This is a genomic window from Algivirga pacifica (assembly GCF_039543525.1).
Lineage (GTDB): Bacteria > Bacteroidota > Bacteroidia > Cytophagales > Flammeovirgaceae > Algivirga > Algivirga pacifica.
Window position 1 is genome coordinate 42,995 of record NZ_BAABJX010000007.1, and the last position, 26,112, is coordinate 69,106.

At 40.0% G+C, this 26,112-nt stretch carries 19 protein-coding genes; 7 read left to right on the forward strand and 12 right to left on the reverse strand.

Annotated features, from left to right (window positions below; all coding sequences use genetic code 11):
• Nucleotides 1-72: 72 nt before the first annotated feature.
• The 3 genes from ABD985_RS01870 to ABD985_RS01880 form a co-directional block, all read right to left on the reverse strand.
• The gene (locus ABD985_RS01870; RefSeq protein WP_345368724.1) at nucleotides 73-2,406 is read right to left on the reverse strand and encodes a tetratricopeptide repeat-containing sensor histidine kinase; all 2,334 of its coding nucleotides are present in this window, start codon (nucleotides 2,404-2,406) and stop codon (nucleotides 73-75) included.
• A 517-nt stretch (nucleotides 2,407-2,923) separates the two neighbouring features.
• On the reverse strand, nucleotides 2,924-4,711 hold the full coding sequence (lepA, locus tag ABD985_RS01875) for a translation elongation factor 4 (protein WP_345368725.1): 1,788 nt from the start codon (nucleotides 4,709-4,711) through the stop codon (nucleotides 2,924-2,926).
• A 100-nt stretch (nucleotides 4,712-4,811) separates the two neighbouring features.
• Nucleotides 4,812-5,459: a hypothetical protein gene (locus tag ABD985_RS01880; RefSeq protein WP_345368726.1), complete on the reverse strand. Its 648-nt coding sequence runs from the start codon at nucleotides 5,457-5,459 to the stop codon at nucleotides 4,812-4,814.
• Between the two features lie 531 nt (nucleotides 5,460-5,990).
• Here ABD985_RS01880 and ABD985_RS01885 point away from each other — a divergent pair.
• Nucleotides 5,991-6,551: an RNA polymerase sigma factor gene (locus ABD985_RS01885; RefSeq protein WP_345368727.1), complete on the forward strand. Its 561-nt coding sequence runs from the start codon at nucleotides 5,991-5,993 to the stop codon at nucleotides 6,549-6,551.
• Nucleotides 6,548-6,847 carry a hypothetical protein gene (locus ABD985_RS01890; protein WP_345368728.1) on the forward strand — a complete coding sequence of 100 codons (300 nt, stop codon included), beginning with the start codon at nucleotides 6,548-6,550 and terminating at the stop codon, nucleotides 6,845-6,847. Before ABD985_RS01885 ends, ABD985_RS01890 begins: the two co-directional genes overlap by 4 nt.
• A 125-nt stretch (nucleotides 6,848-6,972) precedes the next feature.
• Here the strand turns inward: ABD985_RS01890 and ABD985_RS01895 are convergent, their stop codons facing one another.
• The 3 genes from ABD985_RS01895 to ABD985_RS01905 form a co-directional block, all read right to left on the reverse strand.
• On the reverse strand, nucleotides 6,973-7,917 hold the full coding sequence (locus ABD985_RS01895; RefSeq protein ID WP_345368730.1) for a hypothetical protein: 945 nt from the start codon (nucleotides 7,915-7,917) through the stop codon (nucleotides 6,973-6,975).
• A 103-nt stretch (nucleotides 7,918-8,020) separates the two neighbouring features.
• Complete coding sequence (locus ABD985_RS01900; RefSeq protein WP_345368731.1) at nucleotides 8,021-9,268, reverse strand: PepSY-associated TM helix domain-containing protein; 1,248 nt, start codon at nucleotides 9,266-9,268, stop codon at nucleotides 8,021-8,023.
• Nucleotides 9,269-9,271: 3 nt separating this feature from the next.
• Nucleotides 9,272-11,791, reverse strand: a complete 2,520-nt coding sequence (locus ABD985_RS01905) for a TonB-dependent receptor domain-containing protein (protein ID WP_345368732.1) — start codon at nucleotides 11,789-11,791, stop codon at nucleotides 9,272-9,274.
• 213 nt (nucleotides 11,792-12,004) lie between these two features.
• Here ABD985_RS01905 and ABD985_RS01910 point away from each other — a divergent pair, with 213 nt between their 5' ends.
• Nucleotides 12,005-13,687: a hypothetical protein gene (locus ABD985_RS01910; protein ID WP_345368734.1), complete on the forward strand. Its 1,683-nt coding sequence runs from the start codon at nucleotides 12,005-12,007 to the stop codon at nucleotides 13,685-13,687.
• Between the two features lie 154 nt (nucleotides 13,688-13,841).
• Here the strand turns inward: ABD985_RS01910 and ABD985_RS01915 are convergent, their stop codons facing one another.
• Nucleotides 13,842-14,699, reverse strand: a complete 858-nt coding sequence (locus tag ABD985_RS01915; protein ID WP_345368736.1) for a Rossmann-like and DUF2520 domain-containing protein — start codon at nucleotides 14,697-14,699, stop codon at nucleotides 13,842-13,844.
• Between the two features lie 163 nt (nucleotides 14,700-14,862).
• On the reverse strand, nucleotides 14,863-16,281 hold the full coding sequence (locus tag ABD985_RS01920) for an MBL fold metallo-hydrolase RNA specificity domain-containing protein (protein ID WP_345368737.1): 1,419 nt from the start codon (nucleotides 16,279-16,281) through the stop codon (nucleotides 14,863-14,865).
• Between the two features lie 235 nt (nucleotides 16,282-16,516).
• On the opposite strand from ABD985_RS01920, the gene ABD985_RS01925 reads away from it, so the two are divergent.
• The 3 genes from ABD985_RS01925 (at nucleotide 16,517) to ABD985_RS01935 (ending at nucleotide 19,711) form a co-directional block, all read left to right on the forward strand.
• Nucleotides 16,517-18,034: a S8 family serine peptidase gene (locus tag ABD985_RS01925; RefSeq protein WP_345368739.1), complete on the forward strand. Its 1,518-nt coding sequence runs from the start codon at nucleotides 16,517-16,519 to the stop codon at nucleotides 18,032-18,034.
• A gap of 129 nt (nucleotides 18,035-18,163) precedes the next feature.
• Nucleotides 18,164-18,724 (forward strand): hypothetical protein, encoded by a 561-nt coding sequence (locus ABD985_RS01930; protein ID WP_345368740.1) that lies wholly within the window; start codon nucleotides 18,164-18,166, stop codon nucleotides 18,722-18,724.
• Nucleotides 18,725-19,084: 360 nt separating this feature from the next.
• Nucleotides 19,085-19,711 carry an NAD(P)H-dependent oxidoreductase gene (locus ABD985_RS01935; protein WP_345368741.1) on the forward strand — a complete coding sequence of 209 codons (627 nt, stop codon included), beginning with the start codon at nucleotides 19,085-19,087 and terminating at the stop codon, nucleotides 19,709-19,711.
• A gap of 149 nt (nucleotides 19,712-19,860) precedes the next feature.
• Here ABD985_RS01935 and ABD985_RS01940 read toward each other — a convergent pair whose 3' ends face one another.
• Both ABD985_RS01940 and ABD985_RS01945 read right to left on the reverse strand, forming a co-directional pair.
• Nucleotides 19,861-20,622, reverse strand: a complete 762-nt coding sequence (locus ABD985_RS01940; RefSeq protein WP_345368743.1) for an EI24 domain-containing protein — start codon at nucleotides 20,620-20,622, stop codon at nucleotides 19,861-19,863.
• A gap of 211 nt (nucleotides 20,623-20,833) precedes the next feature.
• Nucleotides 20,834-21,556: a metallophosphoesterase family protein gene (locus ABD985_RS01945; RefSeq protein WP_345368744.1), complete on the reverse strand. Its 723-nt coding sequence runs from the start codon at nucleotides 21,554-21,556 to the stop codon at nucleotides 20,834-20,836.
• Nucleotides 21,557-21,818: 262 nt separating this feature from the next.
• Here ABD985_RS01945 and ABD985_RS01950 point away from each other — a divergent pair, with 262 nt between their 5' ends.
• The gene (locus tag ABD985_RS01950) at nucleotides 21,819-22,682 is read left to right on the forward strand and encodes a hypothetical protein (protein ID WP_345368745.1); all 864 of its coding nucleotides are present in this window, start codon (nucleotides 21,819-21,821) and stop codon (nucleotides 22,680-22,682) included.
• A 201-nt stretch (nucleotides 22,683-22,883) separates the two neighbouring features.
• On the opposite strand, the gene ftsZ is transcribed toward ABD985_RS01950, so the two are convergent.
• Nucleotides 22,884-24,434 carry a cell division protein FtsZ gene (gene ftsZ / locus ABD985_RS01955; protein WP_345368746.1) on the reverse strand — a complete coding sequence of 517 codons (1,551 nt, stop codon included), beginning with the start codon at nucleotides 24,432-24,434 and terminating at the stop codon, nucleotides 22,884-22,886.
• A 285-nt stretch (nucleotides 24,435-24,719) separates the two neighbouring features.
• Nucleotides 24,720-26,045 (reverse strand): cell division protein FtsA, encoded by a 1,326-nt coding sequence (gene ftsA, locus ABD985_RS01960; protein ID WP_345368748.1) that lies wholly within the window; start codon nucleotides 26,043-26,045, stop codon nucleotides 24,720-24,722.
• Nucleotides 26,046-26,112 lie beyond the last annotated feature (67 nt).

Below are 26,112 nucleotides of genomic sequence, written 5' to 3' on the forward strand. Positions count from 1 at the left end.
TCAATAATCATTTGGAACATGTTTGGAACACACTCCCTTTTAACGAACTGTTTAATTGAAAGTTACACTTCTTTACTTCAATAGCAGCTCATACTGCGCCTGATCTCCCGTTAAACTTGCCAGCTCTACCTCTTCTTTCCATTGCTTTACCATTAGATCATCTTCTTCCTTTAAATCACTCAAAACTACACTAACCTCAGAATAACTATACGCAGGAATTTCTTTTAATTGTTTTTTGTAATGTGTTAGCTGCTCCAATTGATACCCCTTCTTGTTTTCCTGTTTTTTTACTTCCTCTACTACTTCTTCTATATGTACCAGAGGCAAGGTAAGGAATACTTCTGTTCCTCTATTTTCTTCTGACTTCAAGCCTACCCTTCCTCCATGTGCTTCCACAGTACTTTTACAATAAGAAAGCCCTAATCCTGTAGAAGTAGCTACATTACCAGCACCCACCTGTCCATATAAACTAAAAACAGTCTCTTGCTCCTCTTCAGGAATCCCTATTCCCTCGTCCTTTACACTTACCTGTACCCAAGCATCTTTTAATACTTTATAGTTCAAATGAATACTTCCCCCCAAAGGAGAAAACTTAATGGCATTGGTTAATAAGTTGACAAATACACGTTCTATCATGTAACGATCTACCCTTACTGTTACAGGTGTTTGAGGTACATGCAATACAATTGACTTATCCTGTTGCAAGATACTTACCTGTTGACGGCTACTTTCCAGAATCTCATGCAAAAGAACGTCTTCTACTACAGGTTTGATCTCTATCTCTTGAAACTTACGCACATCCAACATATTCATGACCAGGTTAAACATTCGCTGCCCTTCCTGTCTTATTCTCTTCCCATCTACCTGAGGGTAATTTGACAAATTAATCACCGTACTAAGCGGATTTTTCAAATCATGGACAATCATACTCGTCATATTTTCTTTAAAGGTTGATAACTCCTCTAAACGCGTATGCTGCTCTTCAATCTTCTTCCGTGCCTTCTTGTTTTGATGATAAGCCCACCAAATCACTCCCAACACGATAAACATCAATATAGAAATAGCCAAAAAGGTTTGATAGAGCAATTGCTCTCTTTCTATTTCTGCTTGGGCAACTTCTAGTTGATTTTCTTGTTGCTGAATTTGCTGCTCTTTCTCCTCCGTTTCGTATTGGATTTGAAGCTGTCGAATTTGTTTTTCCTTTTCAACGGAAGATATTCTTTCCTTTAGGGCGATATACTGTTGATAGTGTTGAAAGGCCCCTGCTATATCCCCTTGAAGAGAGTCTAGCTTATACCTAGTCCTGTAATTATCTTCCAAGACCTCCAGCATATCACTCTCCGTAGCCAAATCCATAGACTCCTGAATAGCTTGGGTGGCAGAAGCATATGCTTTCATTTGCACATATAGTTCACCTAGTGCTCGTTTTGCTTTCGACAATTGTACCCGTTCGTTTAGTTTCTCAAAAATTGCACAAGCCTTCATCAAGGACGCTTCAGCCTTCAAGAATTGCTCTTGTTTCTTATGCAACTGGGCAATATGGGTGAGTGTAATTCCTTCCCAACGAGGAAACCCACTTTTATGAAAGAAATGTAGAATTTCTTTTTGTAAAGCTAAGGCCTTGGCTAGGTTACCTTCCTTTTCATCTATCCTGCTAATACTGAGTAGGGCTACGTGTTCCTCCTTATCGTCTTTGAGTTCTTTTCTTATTTCTAGTGTCTTTAATAAGTATTCCTTTGCTTTCGAATAATCCTCCTGCCTGCCATAAATCTGACCAATAGATTTATACGCCCAAGCCATTCCATCCCGATCGTTAATCTTCTCGGCTATTTCCAAGGATTTGAAAAAATACTCACTTGCTTTTTCCGACTCCCCCATATTATCATAAGTCGTCCCTATATTATAATAGTTCAGCTCAATCCTAAATGAGTCTTCTCTTGCTTGTAAAGCCGGTAACACCTGAAAATAATATTTCAAGCTTAAGTCGTGCATTCCCTGATTGTCATAACTATTAGCGATATTAGCTAAGCAAGCAGTCATCCCGACTGAATCACTTATATCCTGATGTTTTTCATAAGAATGCTGATAATTAATAATCGCTGAGTCGTACTTTCCTTGGTAATAATAAGCACTTCCAATGCGATCATAGGCTACCGCTTCCCCTTTCTTATAATTAATTTCCTGACTGATCTTCAAGGACTGCTTTGCCAATAGGAGCATCGTATCTGCATTAATCCTGCGATATGCAAAAACATAGGCATTGAAATCATCCGCATAAACAAAGTCCTTTTCAGGATGTGACTGTAGATGTACCCTAATACTATCGGCTACTTTTCGTTGGCCCCAAGTATTCAGAGAACAGAATGCTAGTAAAATAAGAAGTACAGAAGAATAATTTGACAACATTAATGTTGAGTTTAACTAGAAGGTAGAATAAAGTAAGTAGTGCTAATTTGAAAAGGAAAAATACAATAAAAAAGTGTTTATTTTCAATACTTTACATAGAAAACATGAATCATCCCGTATTAACAAATGGCTTAGTCTTCTGAGAATTCATCACTTTACAGCTATCTAACAAGCCCTTTATAAGCTTCTTCATTTTTTCCTTGATGAAAAAACGAAGCAAAAAAATCAAGGCTTTGAAGAATTTGCCTAATTTTTAATCGCAAAAGCTAAAAATTCCAAACTCGCTACGCTCAAACAATGGAATTTTCTTAACGCTTTTACGATTAAAAATTTTAACGGCAATTCTTCAAGGCCGCTTTTAAATATATAAAGGCACTTTTTAAACAAAAAAACATGAATCACCCCTTAAATGTTAATATGGGATGATTCATGTTTCTATTTTATAACATAGTTATGCTTACAAGGAATCTTTCTAATAGATATCCTGCCCAAAGCAATAAACTACATTTTTATCATCTTAGTCTACAGAAAGTACCGCCATGAACGCTTCTTGCGTTACCTCTACGTTACCTAACTGACGCATACGCTTCTTACCTTTCTTCTGCTTCTCCAAAAGCTTACGCTTACGGGAGATATCACCACCATAACACTTGGCAATTACGTTTTTACGTAGGGCCTTGATGGTCTCACGAGCAATTACTTTCGTACCGATTGCTGCCTGAATTGGAATCTCAAATTGCTGACGGTCGATCACCTCTCTTAGTTTTTCACAGATCTTCTTCCCTCTATCATAGGCGTGATCACGGTGAACGATTGCAGAGAAAGCATCCACAGAATCAGCATTCAAAAGGATATCCAACTTCACTAACTTAGATGAACGGAAACCAATCAACTCATAATCAAATGAAGCGTATCCTTTAGAGATGGTTTTCAACTTATCGAAGAAGTCAAAGACTACCTCAGATAGTGGCATTTCAAACACCAACTCTACTCGATCTGTTGTCAAATAGGTCTGGTTCATCATCGTACCACGCTTCTCTATACACAAACCAATTACCGGTCCTACATAATCGGCCTTGGTAATGATATTGGCTTTGATAAATGGCTCTTCAATGCGGTCTAATTTTCCTGGATCAGGCATATCAGAAGGAGCATTGACAATCACCTTTTCTCCGTCATTCATATAAGCATGGTACTGTACAGAAGGTGCTGTAGTAATCACCGTCATATTGAACTCACGCTCCAAACGCTCCTGAATAATCTCCAGGTGAAGCATCCCCAGGAACCCACAACGGAAACCAAAACCAAGAGCGGCTGATGTTTCTGGCTCCCACACCAAAGACGCATCATTCAGCTGTAGCTTCTCCATGGAAGCTCTCAGTTCTTCAAACTCCTGAGTGTCTACGGGATAGATACCCGCAAATACCATTGGTTTTACATCCTCGAAACCAGCGATAGCCGTCTCACAAGGACGTTCCTTATGCGTAATCGTATCCCCTACTTTTACTTCTTTCGCCTCCTTAATACCTGAAATCAGATACCCTACATCTCCTGTTTTGACTTCCTTACGAGGCTCTTGCTTCAATTTCAGTGCACCAATCTCGTCTGCACCATACTCTTTTCCAGTATTCACAAACTTTACGCGATCACCTTTCTTGATGCTACCGTTCATAATTCGGAAGTATACCTCTACTCCACGGAAAGAGTTATACACCGAGTCAAAAATCAATGCTTGCAGCGGGCCATCCGGATCTCCCTTAGGCGCAGGAATACGGTTTACAATCGCTTCCAAAATCTTATCAACACCCGCTCCTGTTTTACCACTGGCTGGGATAATATCTTCATGGTCACAAGAAATCAAGTCCACAATCTCATCGGCTACTACCTCTGGATTAGCGTGTGGCAAGTCAATCTTGTTCATTACTGGGATAATCTCCAGATCATGTTCGATTGCCAGGTATAGGTTGGAGATTGTTTGTGCCTCAATACCTTGAGAAGCATCTACAATCAACAAAGCACCTTCACAAGCGGCAATTGAACGGGATACCTCATACGAGAAATCCACGTGTCCGGGAGTATCGATCAAGTTCAATACGTACTCCTCTCCATTATGTGTATAATTCATCTGGATGGCGTGACTCTTGATCGTGATCCCTCGCTCACGCTCCAGATCCATACTGTCCAACAACTGCTGTTGCATCTCACGGTCAGAAACCGTCTTGGTAAACTCCAGCAATCTATCGGCAAGTGTACTCTTACCGTGGTCAATATGGGCGATTATACAGAAATTCCTTATATTCTTCATGTGGGCAAAATTACAAAAATTACCGTTTCCTCATCATTGTATTTCCGGAAGAGTACAGACACAACTTCCAGAAATACAAAGTTACCAATCATTTGCCGATTTATACTTTTTTTAGGTCTTTTTTAGTGGGTTTACTCCTGAAATTCTTTTGGATACGATCAAAAGAAGGAGAAATACTTACTTCCAATCCCTTTTCTCTAGCCCATTGTACTATTGCTCTACCAATCATCACCCGCTCTCTTAACTGTACCCCACTAAGGTCAATCATCTTTTCCTTATTTTTCTTCAACCCTACCATCACATTATGGAGGTCAATTCGCAATGACTGTAAGTCTTCTACAAGATAGGTCTTCGCATACTGCTGCTCCTTATCGCTCCACATTTTACGGAACTGCTTCAGGGCATCCCTTTTACGTTTTCCAAGAAAATAGCGGATTCCTTTCTCATTCAGTTCGATAAAATAATACTCTGGGAAAATGGGGCTACTAGCCCATAAATTCAGTTTTCCTCCATAAATCAAGATCCCCGCAATAAACAAAGGAGTCAACTCTGCTGCCGTCAGAAACTTTTCCCATTGGGGGGATGCTCCTCGGCTGAAAGAAAGCGTCACATCCAGGATGATCGCTAATACTTCAAAAATCACCAAACCTACACCGAACCAAAGTAACATCTTGCGACGATAATACCCTGCTTCCGCTTTTTTGGTCCATTTCCTACCCGATTCTGATAATTCTAACCTATAGTCCATGAGTAATTTGTTTTAGGTAAGAGTTTGTTTGGAATACGTATTCCAAGCAAGCCCTAAAATGTTAAAGCCAGTAAAGTTTAATACCACAAAGCATCGTCCAAAAAGCTAGAATATAGCATCATTCAATCCGTGTACTTTGGTCGTATGTAATAAAATAGTAGAGCTAATTTTGCTAAGGGTACTAATATATACGAGAAGTCCTATATTATGGTTGTTTTCTCACAAAACATACACTTAATTATCAACTATTTACATTAAATTCATACATAGCTGATATAGTAACAATGCTCCTACCTTATACATACCTCCCATCTTACTTTTGCCCTCCTATAGGTAACAATTATTAAAAATAAATCTCCTTTTTGTGTAACGTATCAACAATGAAGAATTATAAGTGAAGACAGTTGTGAAAACCGATACGTCACATACAGCTTTTAATTTTCAATGATTAATTTTCAATTTTCAATTATTTACTACTCACTGTTCACTGTTTATTGTACACTGCTCTCTGCTCACTGTTAACTGAAAACTATGCATCAAACACAAGAGGATATACGCCAGGAACAAGCCCTTGTCGAGGCTGCCCAGAAAAATCCGGCACAGTTCCGGCCGCTGTATGAGAAGTATTACCGACCTATTTTTCTGTTTATCTACAAAAGAGTGGACACAGAAGAAGAGGCTGCAGAGATCAGTGGACAGGTGTTTATGAAAGCATTGGAGCATTTACCAAGGTACGAATACCGTGGCGTACCCTTCTCCGCATGGCTCTTTCGCATTGCCATGAACCAAGTCAATATCCATTACCGGGAAGTAGGAAAAACAAGAGTGGTTTCTCTAGAACAAGACCGACTACCCCCACTTGTAGAAGAAGAAGCAACCACTTGGGAAAACGACGATATGGAGATCCTTACTAAACTATTAGACCATCTGGAGGAGGAAGAATTGACATTGATCGAACTTCGTTACTTTGAGAAGTTATCAGTAAAAGAGGTATCCACTATCCTGAAGATGACCGAAAGTAATGTCAAGGTAAAAACCCATAGAATTATTGGAAAATTGCGTAAAATCGCTTTATCCCTTAGAAAGTCATGAAAAAGAAATACGATTATCGCTTTAACCGTCCAACCCCTTCTGATAAGGAGATACAGAAGCATATGGACTTCGATGCCTTACTACAACAACATCAAAAAAAACAACCTAAAGAAGTTTCTTTTCGCCCTGCCCTAAAATATGTTTACTGGGCAGCAGCTGCTGTATTACTCCTGTTTAATGGAATTTATCTTTATAAGGAATACCAGGAAGAGCAGATGCGACAGGAACGTTTTGCCATGATTGGATTGGAAGAGCCGTTGGTGACACTGAGTTCGTTGGAGGAGGATACGATTTGAGTATAATAACTATTTGCCCGTAGCCCCTTGCCTCATAGCGAGGGGCTATATGATTTGCGTTCTTAAGTTAACGACATTGTCCCTAAGATCAATTTCTAGCAAACATCATTTCACTTAACTGATCATTAAAGCACCTGTCCCAACCGCTTCCGGTACTTAAAAAAGCCCTCTATTTGTGATTCTGAAAATGGCAATACACTGTACAAACATCCATCTATGATCGTATTGTGATAAGATTGTCTCGGTGAGACTTCCAATAATTGAAAGCTCTTATTTTCTAACCGATAGACTCCTAAATGGGTTTCTTTTTCTTGCAATAGGTAGTATGCTTTTTGGATAGCATCATACTCCAACTCTATAAAGTTGTCTTTGGTAATCGCTTCCGGTAAGGGATAAGTCAAACATTCCCCCCCTTTCAATAGATAAATTCTCCCAGCTACAAAATCAATCAGGAATTCCTGTCCCTCATCCAACAACCCTTTAACAAAAGGGTAATAGGGGATTTCCTTTTGTTGATATTCCACAGTATACTCTTGAATATTTGCAGTATATACCTTATTCTTTCTCCCTGAAATTGTTGTTTTTATCTTTCCATACTTATTCTCTTTATGTACTCGTATATTCTGAAAATAACCCTGTTCGTCAACCGTAAAAATCAGATCTAATTGGTCTGTATATTTATTCTTACGTCCATCCAAAACATTGTAAACAGTAGTATAAAGCATAGAAGGGTGGTATAGAAACTGACCTCCAGCCTTACAAAAATATTCACTAGGCCAACAAGGCACTTGAAGGGTGTCAATGGGAAGGTTACGAGTATCAAGCGTTATGAACGTATCGACCAATTGCTTTTTCAATTCTTTTTTTGTTCTGTTAGAAAAATCAAGAGAAGAAAGAAGTACTCCCGATGTTGTAGGATAAATGTCAATGAGCTTCAAGCGCTCATTACTGTAGATCAAACGGTAATCAGGAATAAACTGATCGACATCGAGCTTATCTTGTGCGAATACTGGTATGTAGCTGAACAGCCAACATAGACCAATGATCAGTATAAAAAGTTTCTGGTTCATTATTCAATGGGGTTTTATAAAATTCATTTCCACCCTCAAATAAATATTAAATTCCATTTTACAAAAGAAAACCTCCAGTTAGTAAACTAGAGGTTTTCTTTTATCAAGAAGCGATCATTTCTCGCTTCTTACTAGCCATTGTCTTCTGCGTGTTTTTAGAGGCTTTCGAAGTACCTCCTTTCCTTTTCCACCAGATCAGAAATCCGGTGACTGGCAAAGAAGTCCCGATAGCGCATAATATAAAGTACAGTATCATAGAAGGCCATCCCATAATCTCTCCTGTATGCAGTGGACGTATAATGGAGGTTACCTTGCGATCCAACGGAAGGTCTTCGTAACGTTGTGTCAACAGGAGTTTCCCCTGCCTATTTACTTCTATATACTCCGGCAGATAAGCGCCCATGGCATTAGCCGTATTATATTTTTGGAAGCGTAAGTTCTTGTTTCTTCTACCGGGAAAAGACATTCGTACCTCGGAGTTATAAGGCAGTTGTGCCTGTAGTAACTCATAGCCTTGCTGTAACGCATAGGTCTTCTGAGGGGCTTTTCTGTTACGGTTTCCGTTACCTCCTCTATTGCCTTTTTTCCCACCCTCTGGGCCATGATTATGGTTATGTTGCTGCGCTTGCTTTTGCGTTATTTCAGCACCAAGGGTTGTTTTGATTCCATTTCGCACTGCTGGAAAAGAAAAATATAGCCCCGTAAAAGCGATAAAGAATAGCCCAAAAGCAGCGTAAAAACCCAGTACATTATGCAAATCATAGTTTAATCGGTAAAACTTAGCGTCCCACTTGACCGTCAAAACCTGCTTGATTTGCTTGATGCGCTTGGGCCACCACAAAACAATTCCCCCCAGCAACATGAATAAAAAGATAACCGTCGATATCCCCACGATTGTTTTTCCTACTCCCCTGACCAGCAGCCAACGGTGCAGTTGCATTGTCGTACTAAAAAAAGTATGCACGGCGGCATTATCTTCTCCTATTAGTTCTCCTGTATAAGGGTTGGCATAAACCGAAATGCGTTCCCCGCTCTTTCTATTGGATGCATAAAGGTGGACTGCTTGATCTTCTTCTGTGGGTACGGTTACACGCCCCAATGGAAGTGTGTGGGCCTTGTAATAGTTGGCTTGTATACTATCCAGAGACACACGTTCTTGTTGTGGAACTACGGTGGCTACCTTCGCATTGAATGCATCCGTGATCGGCTGCTCAAATACCAAAATGCTTCCAGTCAGACAGACCACGAAAAGAACTACTCCTGAGAGTAGTCCTAACCATAGGTGCGTCAATGCAATGATATACTTGAATAGACTTTCGTCTTTTTTTCTTTTTCTTAATAAAGTTGGCATCTCTTAAAAATTATAGGTCAAACGGACATCATAATTGAATGGGCTGATTGGATTGATAAAGGTCGTTCCAAAAAAGTTATACTGCAGTTCGTTGCTCACGTTATTGAACTTGGCATCCAGGTCAAAGTTTTTATACTTATACCCTGCCGTAAGCGTATAGGTGGTGAAAGCCTCATTCACAAAAGTAAAGGCCGAACGCCCTCTTGTTGTCACGACACGATCTCCTGTATAGACCAATCCACCGCCTATTTTTACGTTCTTCAGCCATCCTTCCTGTACCATATAATTGGTGATCAAGCTGGCACTATGCGTAGGGTTATAATCTGTTTGCAGAATGACCGCTTCCTGATCCTCATTTGCTTTCATCGAAAACTCATAGTATGAATAGGTTCCGTAAATGTTTAATCCATCAATTACCTTTCCTTGTAAGCTCAGTTCCATTCCTCGGCGACGTTGCTGCTCAATAGCCACAAAGTATTCTCCATCTGGGTTCACCTCTGAAACAGCTTCCGGAGAAGTCAGAGGATCGCCGTTAACGTCCACCGCCTGCGTGGCTACATTATTATTGAAAATATTATAGACCGTCAGGTTTGCTCCAAAGCGATTCTCAAAGAAGCTTGTTCGAATACCGGCTTCCATTTGGTCAAAGATTTCCTCACCAATGATACTTCCATTACGGTCAACACGGTTCGCTGATATAGAGGTCTCATCAAATGTGTTGCTATAACTACCAAATAAGGTAATGTTATTGGTCAGGTCGTAAAAGAGGCCTAAGCTTGGAGAGAATCCGCTAAAATCAATGGCGTCACTTTTTGCCTCTGTATACTCTTCTGTTCCCAGGTTTTCCTTTAGCATACTATAGGTTGTACCCCAAGAGTAACGTAATCCCAAAGTCAAACGTAATTTCGTATTCAACTCAATCTGATCCTGCAACGTGATTCCGTTGATATTTCTATAGGTAGAATTTTCAGTATTCAATAACGCTGTATAATACGCTTCCTGTGCTGCTGGACTTAGCTTATTGATATTACTTTCAAACACAGGATTTAAAATATTAAGGGTATCAATGGCTGGTCCCGGATCACGGCTTTCTGCTCCATTCCCTATGACAAAGTTATCATTGGCGTAAAAATCAACACTTGCCTGAATATTGTGCTTAAGACTTCCCGTGTGCAAATCTTTCCCAATCAAATCCATACGTACAGAAGCAGAGGTAGCTCCTGTTTCCTGAAATACACTGCTCCGAACGAAGGCATCCGTAATTCTATCTCTATTCGTATCTACATAGGCTCTACGAGTATTGATTCCTCTTGACGTTCTATTCTTGGTATATAAACCAGCCGTCACTCCCAGCTCCAGTTTCGTATTGAAACGACGGGTATAGTTGGCAAAGGCAGTATGGTCATTCAGGTTTTGGAAGTCGTCCGTAAAGCCTATAAAATCTTCTCGGATGGATTGCTGTATAGAAGGTCTAAAGCTATTGGCAATCGTAATGCCCTCTGTTGCCAATAAAGTACTATCTACCCTCAATTGCCCAACATCCTGTGAACGCTCATCTTTTCGGTAGATATAATCCAACTTGATGATATCTTTATCGCTTAGCTTAAAGCCCAAAGAAGGCGCAATAGTAATCGCTCCATAGTCTACACCTTCCCTAAAAGTCTCTCCTCGATTCCAACTTCCATTCAATCGGAAGCCTACCTGATCATCCAGAAAAGTCAACTGCTGGTCAAAGCCCATATAGCTTCTACCAAAACTTCCTGCTGAGGCGAACACAGATCCAGCTTCTTCAAAATTAACCGTCTTGGTCATATAGTTGATGGCTCCACCAATACTGGCATTTCCCAATCCGATTGAAGAAGACCCATTGATAAACTGAATATTTTCAATCGCATTGAAATCAATATTGCCATCTCCTCCTCTACTGTTGGACTCCAGTCTCAACCCATTCACCAATAAGGTGGCTGAAGCTCCCCTTACCTGAATCTTCGGAAACTGGTTTCCACGGGTCGACTCCAAGTTAAAACCCGGTGCATAATTGATGGCTTCGTCCAGGTTTGTCAACTGCTGCTCTGCTAGCAACTTATTGTCAAGTACCGTAATGGACTGCGTTTGGTATTTCAGCTTGACCGGAAGTCTTGAAACGGTAGGAACAATGCGCTCATTCGGATTATTACGTTTAGCCGTCACGATAATATCCTCCAGTACCTTGGCCGAAATATTCAAAGAGAAGTCCAGCGTAGTTACACTTCCTGCTGTTACAGTAATGGACTGACGAAATGCCTTATAACCTACAAATTTAGCGACCAATGTATATTCTCCCGGCGACACATTATAGATGGTATAACGCCCATCAATCTCTGTTACACTGCCATGGGATGTGTTTTCAAGCCCTACATGAACATAATTGATTGGTGTACCTAAAGAATCTGTCACCACCCCTTCGATCTTTCCCTTCTGTGCATTGGCATTGATTGAAAAAAATAGGAATAGTCCTATGACTAAGAGTGTATAAGTTTTCATTGGTTTTTATTTAGACTAATTATTGATAATACAATACTAATGCACATCTTTCGGGATTGCAAATTTTAATTAGATTAATTATAAATAATATCAATGAGAATGAAACTCAAACAGCAGGTAGAAAAAAAAGTACCTTATAACAACCTTTAGCTCTTACATTCAGTACAACGGTATACTATCGTTCATATAATTCTTTTTTAATTCTTACTTTTTATGAGAAAAATACTTTTACTCTGTCTTTTTTTAGGAAACTTTCAAGCTATTCATGCCCAAGATCGCTACAGTCCTATTGGCTACTTCTTCGACTATGAAGGAATTCCTTTTGAAGGATACTTTGACTCGGATAGTTACAAGCCTAAAGAAAAGATTACGATTAACTATCGACTGAACAGTCAATTTTCAGAAGGCACGATTTATAAGAACAATGGTGAGAGAGTTAAAGGCTACCTCAAGCCTGTTTATGGTGGGAAGCGTGTCTTATTTAAGGCTACTGAAGAGGAAAAAAAGGCTACCAAAATATCCGCAGAAGATCTTACGGGGTATAGTATAGGACTAGACTCTTTTGCGGTATTTAGAAACTTCTATGCACATCACGCTTTAGGCAGTAAAGTTGGAGAAGCCAATGCCAGAATCTTTGAAGTCGTCTCTCAAACAGAAAAGTTTAACCTTTTGAAATACATCCATCCAGGCTCACAACAGGACTATGTTTCCTATTATTACCAGGATCGAAAAGGGGGACTTTTTTATCTTTTGCCACGAAAGAAAAAGAAACTCAAAGAGACCTTAAATAGCATTACCTCCAACATAGAAGACTATGTTCCAAGCAAAGCAGAAGAAATCAATATATCCCAGTGGTTTAACCTGCATCGTTATAAGGAGAAGTTTGACAAAGCAGAGTATATCTATTATGATACCTATTGGAATGAGTTAAATACTCCTGAGCATATGGCTTATTATGGTATCATTGAGACTTTCCAAAAAGACGAGTATGTCATTTCGTACTATAACCAACAAGATATAAAACTACACACCTTGCGTTATAGTAGTCTATTTCCTTATCAATTGGAAGGAGAATCCCTTTGGTATTACTCCAATGGAGCTACCCGAAAGAAGGTCACCTATCAACATCATGGAGACTTCTTACATCGACAATATGAAATCTATAACCTTGATGGCACTCTTACTGATAAATATCTATTTCGCCCCAAACCAGGATACAGTGATGAGCATAGCCTGATGTCTTATACCATGGTGGCAGAAAAAGCCCACGTATATGAGATTACAGCCTTTGACAGTCTTAGGGATATTTCTATAAACTATAAACTACAAGGCGATCAACAACTCGCCCACGCATATTATATTGATGAAAAAGGAGAAAAGGTATACATGCATGTCAATGGCAAAAAGCCTCGACTTAAACTTTCTAACTTAAGTAAAGGCCTTAATGGGTATACCGCCGCCAAAACCCCTACAGAAGGAAAGTTTATCTACCCTAAGGCTATCAAAAAAGCCTCTGCTCAGGGGGATATACTTTTCAGAGTCAAGCATGATCGATTTGGGAAGTACCACTTAACGCTTCTCAAGGGAGTAGAGCCTTCCATAGATCAAGAGTTGTTTGCGAGTATATTCTATATGCTATCGGCTTATAACCATAAAGCAATCCGCTATCAAGGAGAGAAAATCAATTATGAGTTTCTGCTTCCTATCCAACTTTCGGTCATAGGACATACCGAAAGAGGAATGAACTCCAATTGGTTCTGGCAGCAGCAATGGATGTTTCATAACAATCCTTATATGAATGGAATGCATAATTGGCCGCAGCAACATATTCAGCAAATGCAGCAACAGCTTTTACAACAGCACAATCGTAACGTTCAACAATTTCGTGCTTTTTAAGCAACAAGGCTTATGACACCTGATGTCATAAGCCTTGCTTTTTTATCAAAAAATATCTGCATGAATCAACTACCAAAATTATAGCCCAGGTCGAAGAAAACACTGATGATGATTATTTATTCAAACTTAATATAGAGCGTCTCTACTATTATTATTAGTTTTTCATTTCCATAATATTTTCACTGATGAGCTTATACAGATCCTGTATTTTTTCGTCACCACTTAGCTCCAGCAAATGCTTGTTCATGGTCTCTACATCACCTCGAACAGCAGGTCCTGTTTGGGCATTTTCGGGGCCTATGGTAAACGCCTTATCGATGGTCTCTCGAATGAGAGGTTCCAGCATTTCGAAATGCATGCCATTCACTTCCATGATTCCTTTGGCCAGACGTAAAAAATGATTGGTGAAATTACAGGATAGTACAGCTGCTACGTGTAGCTTTCTTCGCTCCTCAGAGGAAAGGTGGTATACCTGCTTGGACAAGGCATAGGCGACTTCGGCCACCTGATCCAAGGCCTCCTGCGTACTGGCATCTATACAAATAGGTATTTTCTTGAAATCTACTTTCTTGGACTTGGAGAAGGTTTGTAAGGGATACAAAACACCATAAGCGCCTTCCACTTCTTTTAGCGATTCTGTTCCCATTGCGCCAGAGGTGTGTACGACAATGGTATCTTGACTCGGTAACTGTAGCTGCCTGGCAATCTTCTCAATAGCTGTATCTGAAACTGCGATTATAAAAAGCTGTGCCTCACTCTCTCTAAAATCTAAAGAAGCTATCGGTACTGCATCATACAATTGCTCGCATAATTTCTCCGCATTCTCTACACTTCGGCTATATACTTTCTCAATACTAAATCCTTGCTCCTCCAAGGCGGGGGCCATATGCCAGGCTACATTACCAGCCCCTATTAACACAACCTTTTTCAATGGTTTTTCTATAATGTTTGTGGTCAGCTGATATAGGTAATCTGAGAGCTGATCCTGTAATTTTTCAAAAAAACGAGACATGAGATTTTTTTGCAGTGAACAGTGAACAGTGAACAGTGAACAGTGAACAGTGAACAGTGAACAGTGAAATTTATGCTTTGTGTGCGTAATTGGTAGTGTAGTGGTGTTAATTTTCAATTATTGACTACTCACTATTCATTGTTCACTGCTCATTGTTCACTGTCTAAAGTTTAAATGTTTGTCCTTTTTCTGGCAACTCTACCTTATATCCTTCGGATTGAATCTGCTCACTAAAATCTTTCATGGCCTCTTCTTCTCCGTGAACTAGAAAGACTTTTTTCAGCTTTTCAGCATCTTGTTGGTGTACAAAATTCAAAAGGTCATATACATCCCCGTGTCCACTGAAAGAGTCTGTTTTTTCAATATTGGCTTTCATAGGATATTCCCGGGTTCCAATACGAATACTACCACTATGATTAAGTAAGCGATTCCCCAAGGTTCCTTCTGCGGAAAAGCCTACCATCAATATGGTACAATAGCTATTTTCCATATTCGCCCGGATATGATGCTGTATACGTCCTCCTTCCATCATACCCGAAGAAGAGATGATAATGCAAGGCTCATTGTAGTTAGAAATAGCCTCACTTTCCTTGGTTTGCTCTATGTATTTTAGTGTCTCAAAATTAAATAGACTACCATATTCTTTCTTAAACTCCTTGGCTTCTTCATTTAAAAAGCTGCTCATGCGCTCATATACATGATTACTTTGCTGCGCTAAAGGACTATCGGCAAAAATCTTTACAGGAGGAAGTTTTCCCGCCTCAAAAAGCTTATGCATAATATAAATTACCGCTTGCGTACGTCCGATACTAAAAGCTGGAATAATCAAACGCCCCGGTTTATCGACACAGGCACGTTGAATCACATCCGCTATCTCCTCAGTAGAATCTGCAATAGATTGATGCGTTCGATTCCCATAAGTGGTTTCACAAATAATATAATCCGCTTCCGGCATTGGTTCCGGATCAGGAAGTAATGGATAGTCATTTCTTCCGATGTCCCCTGAGAATAGAAGTTTTTTGGTTTCTCCATTTTCTTCTACCTCTACCAATATACTTGCAGCTCCCAATAGGTGCCCTGTTGGAATAAAGGTCACATGGAGTCCGGGCTTAATATTAAATCGTCTGTGAAACTGTATAGGAACAAACTGCTCCAACGTATGCTGTACATCATTGGCATTGTACAAGTTCTTTGGATCAAAAGGAATGCTTTCCGGGTCAATCCCTTTCGCTAATTTCTTATGGTAAGCTTTTATTTTTCGCTGATTGATGTTAGCAGAGTCCCTGAGCAAAAGTTCCGTCAATTCCATGGTTGGGGAAGTACACAATATCTGTCCTTCATACCCATCTCTATACATATTGGGCAACTTACCGGAATGATCCAGGTGAGCGTGTGTCAGCAGCACTACATTCACCAAAGTAGGATCAAATGGAAAACTTGCTCCCGGGTATAATGGCATGCTCTCCGACATATTAGCCATATCTACGCCGCAATCTATCAGTACCTGATAGTCGTCTTCTAACTTCAGTAAAAACATACTGCCTGTCACCTGTCTGGCGGCTCCCCAAAAAGTCAGTTCCATTGTCTATAATTGTTGTATTGGTTGAATACTTATTCTCTCTAAAGGTAAGAAGGAAAAGATAAAAGGGAAAAGGTAAGAGGGAAAAGGTAAGAGGTAGCGGCTCCTCTGAATACTTCCCTTCAATGACAAACAATCTTATGGATAGAACAAAAAAAGCATTATTTTTAACCTTCAATTATTTAACAACTTCGTACTAAAGGAACTATTGCTTTTTAAGCATAGAGACCACCAATCCATGAATAAACCAATCCAACACTACTACAAAAGCTGCATTGCTTTGGTAGTATACCTATTCATGGGCTCTAATTTTTTATGGGCCCAGCAAAAATATTGGGTGACTTTTGAGGATAAACCTTCTATACAAACGTCTCCCGCTTCTTGGTGTGATACTCCCATCAACCCTTCTTATCTACAACAAATCGAAAGCCTTGGCCCTGAGATTATCTGTCAGTCCAAATGGTTGAATGCTGTTTCTGTCCTATTGGATAGTGCGCAACATGAAACTATAAAAGCCTTGTCTTTTGTCAAAGCAACCGAAGTAATCGACCCTCATCTACAGATCCTATCTCTACCAGAAAGTGATCTATCTGCACAACCGTTGCACTATGGATACGCTTTGGAACAAATCAATGCTTCTGTACTGGCAGAAAAAAAACTAAACGGGAAAGGCGTCACCATAGGAGTGATTGATGCAGGATTCTGGAAAGCTCCCCGTAATCGTTACCTCAAAGAGCTCTTCCAAAAAGGACAAGTTACAGGCTATAAGGATTTTGTTTTTGACGATGATCCCGAAACGTTTTTTGATTATCGAAGAACCTCTTCTGATGCACATGGAACGACAGTCTTAAGAATGATTGCCGGAAAAAAAGCAGGAGACCGACAGTATGGCATGGCAGATCAAGCCACCTTCTTTTTGGCAAGGACTGATCATGGTGACAAAGAATTTCGGGGAGAAGAAGATTATTGGATTGCGGCTATAGAGTGGTTAGATAGCCTAGGAGTAAAGTTAGTGAATACCTCTTTGGGATATAGTATCGGGTATGACAACCCCAAAGAAAACTATAAGATCAGCGATATGGATGGAAAAACCACCATGATTAGTAAAGCTGCCAATATTGCTGCCAAAGAAAGGGGAATGCTTATTATCGTCTCTGCCGGAAATGAAGGAGATAAAGAAAGCTGGAAGATCCTCTCTGCGCCAGCTGATGCTGAACATGTGCTATCCATAGGAGCTACTCAAAGAAATGGATTGAAAGCAGATTACAGTAGTATCGGGCCACAACATTTACCTTACTTAAAGCCCAACCTATCGTGCTACTCCTTGTATGGCACTTCTTTTTCTGCCCCTGTAATCACAGGACTTGCCGCTTGCTTATGGCAATACAAACCAGAAGCGACGGCCTCAGAAATCAAAAAAGCACTTGAGCAATCCGGTCAACTGTACCCCTTTGGCAACAATTTCATAGGGTATGGTGTTCCTATTGCCCAGAACGCTTTGAATATTCTAGATGGACACTCCGGTACGGATCAGGCAATGGTAGTCTCTACTACCAAAAAAAGTTTCATAGTGGAAGAACACCTTCTGAAAGAAACAATTATCCTCTTCCACAAGAAAGATGCGACCAATGTGCTGAAACAAGAAGCCATTTCCACAACACCTCTACGTAAAAGGTTGAAAGTTCGTAAGTACAAAAATGCGCAACGTACCACGATTGTCTCTGGCAAAAGCATTATTGAAGTGATCTGGGAATAGTATTTTAATGAAGAGTGAAGAATGAAGAATTATTAATTAAAAATTCTTCATTCTTCATTATTCACTCTTCATTCCTTTAGGATTTCTATCTTTGCATACAATTTTGATTTCTATATCAATCACATAAATATGATGACAAAATACACCTCCTTAATTGCTTTACTTATAACATTCATGATGGCTTGTACTCCAGAGAATATCACCTCGGAGGAGCGTCAAGGAGACTACTTTGACCTTGTGGGCTTTACCGAAACACAAGTCAAGTTACTAGATGAACAGCAGGTACAGGTTTCTAAAAACATTCATTACGGAGATTCCAGCGATACCATTACGACCCACTCTATCGACTGGGAGGAAGAGTTTAAGCTTTTTAGGGAAGTTAATCTCAATAAGCCTGTCTTAAAAGATGCTTTCACCGTAGACTCCTTAGACCATAAGGGACAAGAAAGCATTACGTACACTGCTAAGGAAAGTGATATGAAGATAAAAAAAGTCGTCATCGTAAAAGAAGATAGTATTCCGGTTTCGATAGAGGTCTTTTTAGAGCGTTCCAACTTTCTTTTTTCCAATACGACACACTTACAAATGCACTTGCAAAAAGGAGTCTGCCAGCATTACCTGATTGAAGGGCAAAAACAAGTCATACTGATGGGAGAAGACACTTATAAAGTAGAGGGACGTGTCCTATAGCTTTTGTTCATAATGTTTAGGTGAGCTTCGCTCGTTCATGATGTTTAGTTCTTATGCTATAGTACTTCAAGTTAATCTTGTCGCTGTCTGCGGAATAATATACAGCTTATTGTTTATCGGTTATCGTTTATAAACAATAAGCGATCACCGATTACATGGCATCTTTAAACATAAAATGCGACAGCTTCAATCTTAACTACTATATTTTATTTTCAACTAAACACTATGAACGAGCGAAGCTCACCTAAACAACATGAACAATATATTAACAATAGTTTCACGGTATTTTACAACAATCCAAGGGCTTTCCGTGTTCTCCTGAACACGTAGAAAGTATGAACGGAAATTTTTAGAGCAGTCATGGATATTATTGAAAAACTAAACTGGAGATACGCAACAAAGAAGTTTGATACGAAAAAGTTGCCTCAAGAAACGGTAGAGCAGATTATTGAAGCAGGAAACCTTACCGCTTCTTCTTATGGGCTACAACCATGGAAGATCGTGGTAGTGGAAAACCCTGAAGTAAGAGAGCAATTAGTAGAATATTCTTGGGGACAGGCACAGGTAAAAGATGCTTCTCATTTATTGGTTATCGCTAGACAAGCAGACATCAATGCTGATGACGTAGAGGCTTTTATCGAGAATATTGTCGCTACCAGAGGAGTTCCAGCAGAGGCCTTATCTGATTATAAAAATATGATGCTTAGTACCATTAGCCGTTTGGACGAGAGTGCCAAGCAAGTGTGGATGGACAAGCAAGCTTACATTGTACTAGGAAACCTACTTACGGTATGTGCTGCCCTGAATGTTGATACTTGTCCTATGGAAGGCTTTGTTCCTGCAGAGTACGACCGCATTCTAGGATTGGTAGATAAAGGACTACAGTCTGTATTGGTACTTCCTATTGGGTATAGAGCAGAAGATGACACTTACCAACACCTTAAGAAGGTTAGAAAACCTTTGGAGGAAGCGGTAGTCACTATTTAATGTTGAATCGCTGAATCGTTGAATTTCATTACTTTGTAATGAGTTGAGTCGAGTTGATGTGTTTATTGAGTCAACCAACATATCAACTCGATTTAACGATTCAACGAGCGAAGCTTAATTCAACGATTCAACAATTAAGGCCTGAGGCCTTATTTTTTTGCCTCTATTTTTTCATAGCTACAACTAGCCGCAATCACTGATAGTACTGGCGCCAAAAATGTCCCTGCGACAGGAATCATAAATAAAAGAATAAACCCTGCTCCATTGCCCAGTACATGTCCTGTGTGCTTCCAGGCATAAGCTTTTCGCTCTTCCATACTCTTCTGTAATGTTTCATTGATCATATCCATACTGGAAGCTCCCAAGAAATAGCTAGATACGATAAACATTAAAGGAGTTGTTACCACCGCAAAAACTGGGATAAAGCTTAAAAAGAATAGTACTGTGACCAGTGCGACCTCTTTCCATAATAAAGACAACCCTATTTTCAGGAAACCTTGTATGGCAACATTCAAACTGAACTTGGTATCCCAAGGAGTACCTGTACGGATTTCTAAAACTCTTTCGATGACTTTCCCTAACAATGGAGCAACGACTACTTGAAAGACTGCCTTGTACATTAAGACAAACAATAAGACCATAGGAATAAGGATCAATAGATAAGTCAACCAATAGACCCATCCTTGCTCCTGAGGAATCCACCCTATGGATAAGAGTAACTCATGAAACTGATCCCCTAGAATCCACCCCGTCATTCCCAACAATACAAAGGTACCGAAAGCCATAAAAGCTGACTGAACTACATATTTCCACAATTTATATTGCTGTATAATCGTCAATGCAGTGACATAAGCGGTGATTCCGAGAAACACCCCTCCGGTCTCCCTAATTATTTTCGAAAAAAAATTCATATAAAAATATGCGTTTTTGACCCCGTAGAGGGATTTATATAAAAAAAAGAAGATTTTTTTTCACTTTAAGGTAGGGGGAACCCCTAGTAGGCTGTATATATATGTGAAAGCAGCAATGAGAAATAGTTTTTGGGTTATTAAAGATTAAAAAGAAGCTCCGGTATCTGGAGCTTTTTTTTTTGCCCAAATTTTTCTTCTGATACAAATCAACCTATCCTTTATGCTCTTGACATTGTAACTTCCATCGGTCAATATCCAAGGCAAGCAGCCTACCATATCCATTTCTATGAGAAGCTACTCCATTATCTAAAATAATAATCGGACTACGTTCATGTATACGATGATGAATTTCATTCAATGGTACCGGAGTATGCCCTACTAATACTTTACGTCTTTTACTTATCCCCCAGTAACGAATATCTCCATGGTTTCTGATCTTAAGCATTGCTCCAAGATCTACTAATGGGTTGCCTTCATCCAGATTAAACCCTGCATGTACCATATAAAAGCCTTCGGTCTCAATATAGTAAGGCATGTCAGTCAACATTTTCCAATATTTCTGTTTTATCATGCCTTCCTTGTTTTCTAACCTCAAATGTCGATAACGTGTTGGAATCTTTCCTTCCGTTTTAAGCAATGCCTGAATCAACTCTTCTTCGTGATTTCCTTTGAGGGCATATACCTGATAGCCTTGTTTACGTAATCGAATGATCGTATCCAAGACCTCTTTACTATCCGGCCCTTTATTGATATAGTCTCCCAAAAGGAAAAGCTGATCTTCCTCTTGCAGTTTAATCTTTTTAAGTAATGTCTTAAATGTAGCCGCATATCCGTGGATATCACCTATAACCCACCGACGGCCTTTATCCGCCTTTATCACATACTGCCCATTCTTATGTGACTGTCTGCTAGTCGTCCAACGATTCCAAACCATAATGGTAAATTATTTAGAAAAAATATCCTTTACCGCATTTATCAGAAACAAGATAAGAGAAGTTCGGATAATGAAAAATGCTTTATCGCAGAAAAAGTCCTCATAGGCTTTCAACACCTGTTAATTAAAGTGATCTACATCAACTATTGATTATTTATTAAAATACTAGGATGATTATCGACACCTAAGTTACATCAATGTTAACTTAATGTTACATAAGTCAATTTTTTTCGTATCTTGGGAACAAAGAAAGACCTAACCTATGAAGTACTATCCGTTACATATTATCACCTTAGTGGGTATTTTACTCTTGGGCTTTTCTGCAGAAGGACAATTTTTCAGCAGACAAGTGACCCATACCCCTTTGGAGTATTATGTACTAAACAATACGGATCAAGCATGGGAAAAGGACCCTCTCTACGCCTTCTTGTCCGTAGAACAAGATATTTCTTCAGAAGATATTGCTGAACTAAAAGAAGAGTTGGCTTTACTGACTGAAACGCTAATCGAAAAAAAAGAAACGCTATCAGAGCAAAAGTTAGTGGCTTACCTTTATAAAACGGTACAGAAACAATACTTGAAGCATTATACCCCTATCAGCACCTTCAGAAAGACATTAACTGAAGGCACCTATGATTGCCTGACAGGTACCATGCTTTATGCTTATTTACTGGAGCAAATTGGATTGGAGTATCAGATTTATGAAACAAATGTCCACGTATATTTGAAAGTCAGTCTTAAACGTGGAAAAGAGATCTTGATTGAGAGTACCGATCCTTATCGAGGATTTGTTAGCAATCAAAAAGATATTACCAGCAGAGAAAATAAATATAGAGCCAAAGCATTAAAAGGCGATACAAACATGACGGTTGGGACTCAGGTATATACCTATCGTCAGGTACTGCATCAACCAGTGAGCCTTATGGAAATCGCTGGTTTGCAGTACTTCAATAGGGCTATTCAGTATTTCAATCAGAAAAACTGGAGAGAAGCTTATATTGCACTACAAAAAACGAAGTGTTTTTATGGTTCTTCTAGAATAGTCGAGTTAGAAGCGCTATTGGAGGATCGATTGAACACCAAACAGATGTACGCTATCCTTAACCAAGAAATACATCTCAAATAATGTTGAATCGTTGAACTGTTGAATTGAGCTTTGCTCGTTGATTCGAGTTGATTTGTTGATTGAATAATTTACTAAGATCAGTAAACACATCAACTCGAATCAACGAGCGAAGCTCAATTCAACTCAATACGAAGTATTGAAATTCAACGATTCAACAGCATGAACAAAAAAGGCAACCGTTTCAGGTTGCCTTTTTTATTGTTAATCTACATTGTCATGTAGAAAGGAATTATCTCCCATTATTTTTTTTTTATCGCTTACATTGAAGCGAGATTGCTCAGACTCTGAAGAGTGTGGAATATCCTTGAGTTTTACACCTCTTCGGATAAATGCAGGAGTTTCCTGCTTTTCCTTTAGTTCTTCATTAGACCACTCACTAACAGAAGAAGCCTTCATATAGCGACTGATCTGATGCCTTCCTTGCAATGTATCATCTTCTGGTTCTTCCATAGAAGGCTCATCCTCTATGATCTCCTGCTCGTCCATCACATCGTAATTGTCATCCAATGTGAAAACACGTTTCTTTGGCTTCTGGGGAGACGGAGCGGCCTGTTGAGGAGCTTTTTCTTCCTCAATTTCTTTTTCTACCGGCGCTTCCTCAGTTTGCACTTTGTTTTCCTCGGAAGCGGCTTCTGTCTTTACTTCAGAAACCCCTTGTTCTCTCGACTCCCCTTCTTTAAAAAAATCCTCGCCTTTTGTGGTATATCCCGGTGCAGGCTTAGTTTCTTTATTTGCTTTTCCTGAATGCAAGTCGATCACCGTACGGGTTTCTTCTTCTCCATCCGTCTCAAATCCCGTTGCAATGACAGTAACGCTAATGGCATCTCCCAAAGAAGGATCAGATGCTACCCCGAAGATCACTTCCGCTTGTCCTCCGGCTTGTTCCTGTATATAATCTGTAATCTGCTCTAGTTCCTCCATACCGAACTCATCATAGTCAGAGACTACAATACTCAGTAGGATATTCTGGGCATTATTAATATTGGTATTATTCAACAACGGAGAGGTAATTGCTCCCTCTGCTGCACGAATCGCACGATCTTCTCCAGACTCTGTGGCAGAACCCATCACAGCTTGCCCTGAATGTCTCATAACGGTATTCACATCCTCAAAGTCCACGTTGATATATCCATCTTCCGTGATGATCTCTGCAATGGATTTGGCACCTTTGGTCAATACATTATCAGCCTGACCGAAAGCTTCTTTCATCGTCGAGCGACCATATACCTCCTTCAAGCGATCATTCAGGATCACCAGTACGGTATCACAGTTTTTCTTAAGCTCTTCGATTCCTTCCAGAGCTCTTCGCTCCTTAGGCTTACCCTCAAACTTAAAAGGCATTGTGACAATACCTACGGTCAGGATATCCAGTTCTTTGGCAATCTCTGCAATCACAGGTGCTGCCCCGGTTCCTGTACCACCTCCCATACCAGCGGTAATGAAAAGCATCTTGGTATTGTTCTGAAGAATATTGGTAATCTCTTCTTTGCTCTCCAGCGCAGCCTGCTTCCCTACTTCAGGTTTTGCTCCAGCACCTAACCCTTCTGTTAGCTCTGTCCCAATCTGTACCTTGTTGGGTACGGGACTTGCTTGAAGTGCCTGTATATCCGTATTGCAGATGAAGAAATCTACATCTGTAATACCCAGTTCATACATATGCTTGACGGCATTACCACCGCCACCGCCTACACCAAATACTTTGATAATGTTGGACGCTCCTGCCGGGATGTCAAACTCGTAGTTCGTATCCATATATTTATTCTTTTGCTTCCTGAGAGGATGCTCTCGTATTCAAAGGTTTACTCCTATTTCCTTCATGGAAAAAATACGCCAGTCTCATTTTCATGGTCTAAAAAATAATTAATAGCCTTTAATGACGTATGCTAGGTTTTAGCAAACAATATAAGAAATTGCTTTCCAAAATTAATAGGTTCTTATTTCAAATACGATGGAAATGTAAAATTTCTTGTATTAAAGAGGAGATTTTTGAGGAGAGTTTCTGTAGGGGCGCGATTAATCGCGCCCCTACAGATATTTTTATTGATAGTAACCACTATCATCATAATCGTCGATCAAAAGATCCTTTGCCTTTCTCAACATGCTTGAGAAAAAGTTACCACCAGCATTAGAAGAAGTATCGGAAACCCTATGCTTATTATCCTGCTTGTTGGTTGCTCCATCCATATGCTCATCATCATAGGATGCAGACGTCTTTTCCAAGGCCTTGAACCCTGCCAGAACCAACCCTACAGCGGTCGCATACATCGGGTTTTTTATTTCATCTCTTTTACTCTTGCCTAGGTGCTCATTGGGATAACCAATACGGGCATCCAACCCTGTACGGTACTCAAACAACTGTTTGATATTTTTCAACAAAGCCCCACCACCTGTCAAGACTACTCCTGCCGTCAATCGATGTTCAAAACCAGAACGTCTTAGTTCAGCCATTGCCAGTTCAATGACCTCGTCCATACGAGCCTCAATGATATAAGCCAGGTTTTTAATAGAGATCTCTTTGGGAGGTCTATTTCGGATACCGGGTATAGAAACCACTTCATTTTCATTGGCTTCCTCGGAAAGGGATCGTCCAAATTTGACCTTCAGCAACTCTGCTTGCTGTGGCATCACTGCACATCCCTGCTTGATGTCTGAAGTAATAATATCCCCTCCAAATGGGATAACGGCTGTATGACGCAATACTCCTTCATAGAAAATAGCGACATCCGTGGTTCCCCCACCAATATCCACAATCATGACTCCAGCCTCTTTTTCCTCCTCGCTCAGTACAGAAATACTAGAGGCCAAAGGTTCCAGAATCAAATCATCTATTTCCAGTTCTGCACGGTCTACACAACGCTTGATATTTCGTATCGCATTGGAGCTTGCTGTAATCACGTTAAACTGTCCATCCAAGCGTACGCCAGCCATCCCTACGGGATCTTTAATACTCTCTTCGTGATCTACCGTATATTGCTGAGGAATCACATGGATAATCTGATGTCCTGGGTCTGTAATCATACGATACATATCGTTTGATAGACGAATGACATCATCCATGGTAATCTCCTCGTCCTTATGGCGCAAGGTGATTCCACCTTTTTGTTGTACACTGCGAATATGCTTGCCTGCGATCCCCACATTGACAATGCCGATTTCGATCTGCGCATCTTTCTCAGCCGCAATTAGCGCTTGCTGAATTGCCGTGGTTGTTCGATTGATATTGCTTACTACCCCATCACGCACTCCCTCAGATACTGCACTGCCCATACCTATGATTTCCAGCTGACCATAGTCGTCCAGTCTTCCGGCAACAGCGCAAACCTTCGTGGTGCCAATATCTAGCCCTACAATAATATCTGACATACTTTTACGATCTGTTAATTGGGTATAAGTGAAAAGTTTTTATGCCTGCCAGGCGTACTATTTTTTC

Bases quoted from the DNA above. Each gene is read 5' to 3' on its own strand.
- lepA (WP_345368725.1), bottom strand. From the start codon at position 4,711: ATGAAGAATATAAGGAATTTCTGTATAATCGCCCATATTGACCACGGT.
- ABD985_RS01905 (WP_345368732.1), bottom strand. From the start codon at position 11,791: ATGAAAACTTATACACTCTTAGTCATAGGACTATTCCTATTTTTTTCA.
- ABD985_RS01945 (WP_345368744.1), bottom strand. From the start codon at position 21,556: ATGGTTTGGAATCGTTGGACGACTAGCAGACAGTCACATAAGAATGGG.
- ftsZ (WP_345368746.1), bottom strand. From the start codon at position 24,434: ATGGATACGAACTACGAGTTTGACATCCCGGCAGGAGCGTCCAACATT.
- ABD985_RS01890 (WP_345368728.1), top strand. From the start codon at position 6,548: ATGAAAAAGAAATACGATTATCGCTTTAACCGTCCAACCCCTTCTGAT.
- ABD985_RS01880 (WP_345368726.1), bottom strand. From the start codon at position 5,459: ATGGACTATAGGTTAGAATTATCAGAATCGGGTAGGAAATGGACCAAA.
- ABD985_RS01900 (WP_345368731.1), bottom strand. From the start codon at position 9,268: ATGCCAACTTTATTAAGAAAAAGAAAAAAAGACGAAAGTCTATTCAAG.
- ABD985_RS01895 (WP_345368730.1), bottom strand. From the start codon at position 7,917: ATGAACCAGAAACTTTTTATACTGATCATTGGTCTATGTTGGCTGTTC.
- ABD985_RS01925 (WP_345368739.1), top strand. From the start codon at position 16,517: ATGAATAAACCAATCCAACACTACTACAAAAGCTGCATTGCTTTGGTA.
- ABD985_RS01950 (WP_345368745.1), top strand. From the start codon at position 21,819: ATGAAGTACTATCCGTTACATATTATCACCTTAGTGGGTATTTTACTC.
- ABD985_RS01920 (WP_345368737.1), bottom strand. From the start codon at position 16,281: ATGGAACTGACTTTTTGGGGAGCCGCCAGACAGGTGACAGGCAGTATG.
- ABD985_RS01935 (WP_345368741.1), top strand. From the start codon at position 19,085: ATGGATATTATTGAAAAACTAAACTGGAGATACGCAACAAAGAAGTTT.
- ABD985_RS01870 (WP_345368724.1), bottom strand. From the start codon at position 2,406: ATGTTGTCAAATTATTCTTCTGTACTTCTTATTTTACTAGCATTCTGT.
- ABD985_RS01940 (WP_345368743.1), bottom strand. From the start codon at position 20,622: ATGAATTTTTTTTCGAAAATAATTAGGGAGACCGGAGGGGTGTTTCTC.
- ABD985_RS01910 (WP_345368734.1), top strand. From the start codon at position 12,005: ATGAGAAAAATACTTTTACTCTGTCTTTTTTTAGGAAACTTTCAAGCT.
- ABD985_RS01885 (WP_345368727.1), top strand. From the start codon at position 5,991: ATGCATCAAACACAAGAGGATATACGCCAGGAACAAGCCCTTGTCGAG.
- ABD985_RS01930 (WP_345368740.1), top strand. From the start codon at position 18,164: ATGATGACAAAATACACCTCCTTAATTGCTTTACTTATAACATTCATG.
- ABD985_RS01915 (WP_345368736.1), bottom strand. From the start codon at position 14,699: ATGTCTCGTTTTTTTGAAAAATTACAGGATCAGCTCTCAGATTACCTA.
- ftsA (WP_345368748.1), bottom strand. From the start codon at position 26,045: ATGTCAGATATTATTGTAGGGCTAGATATTGGCACCACGAAGGTTTGC.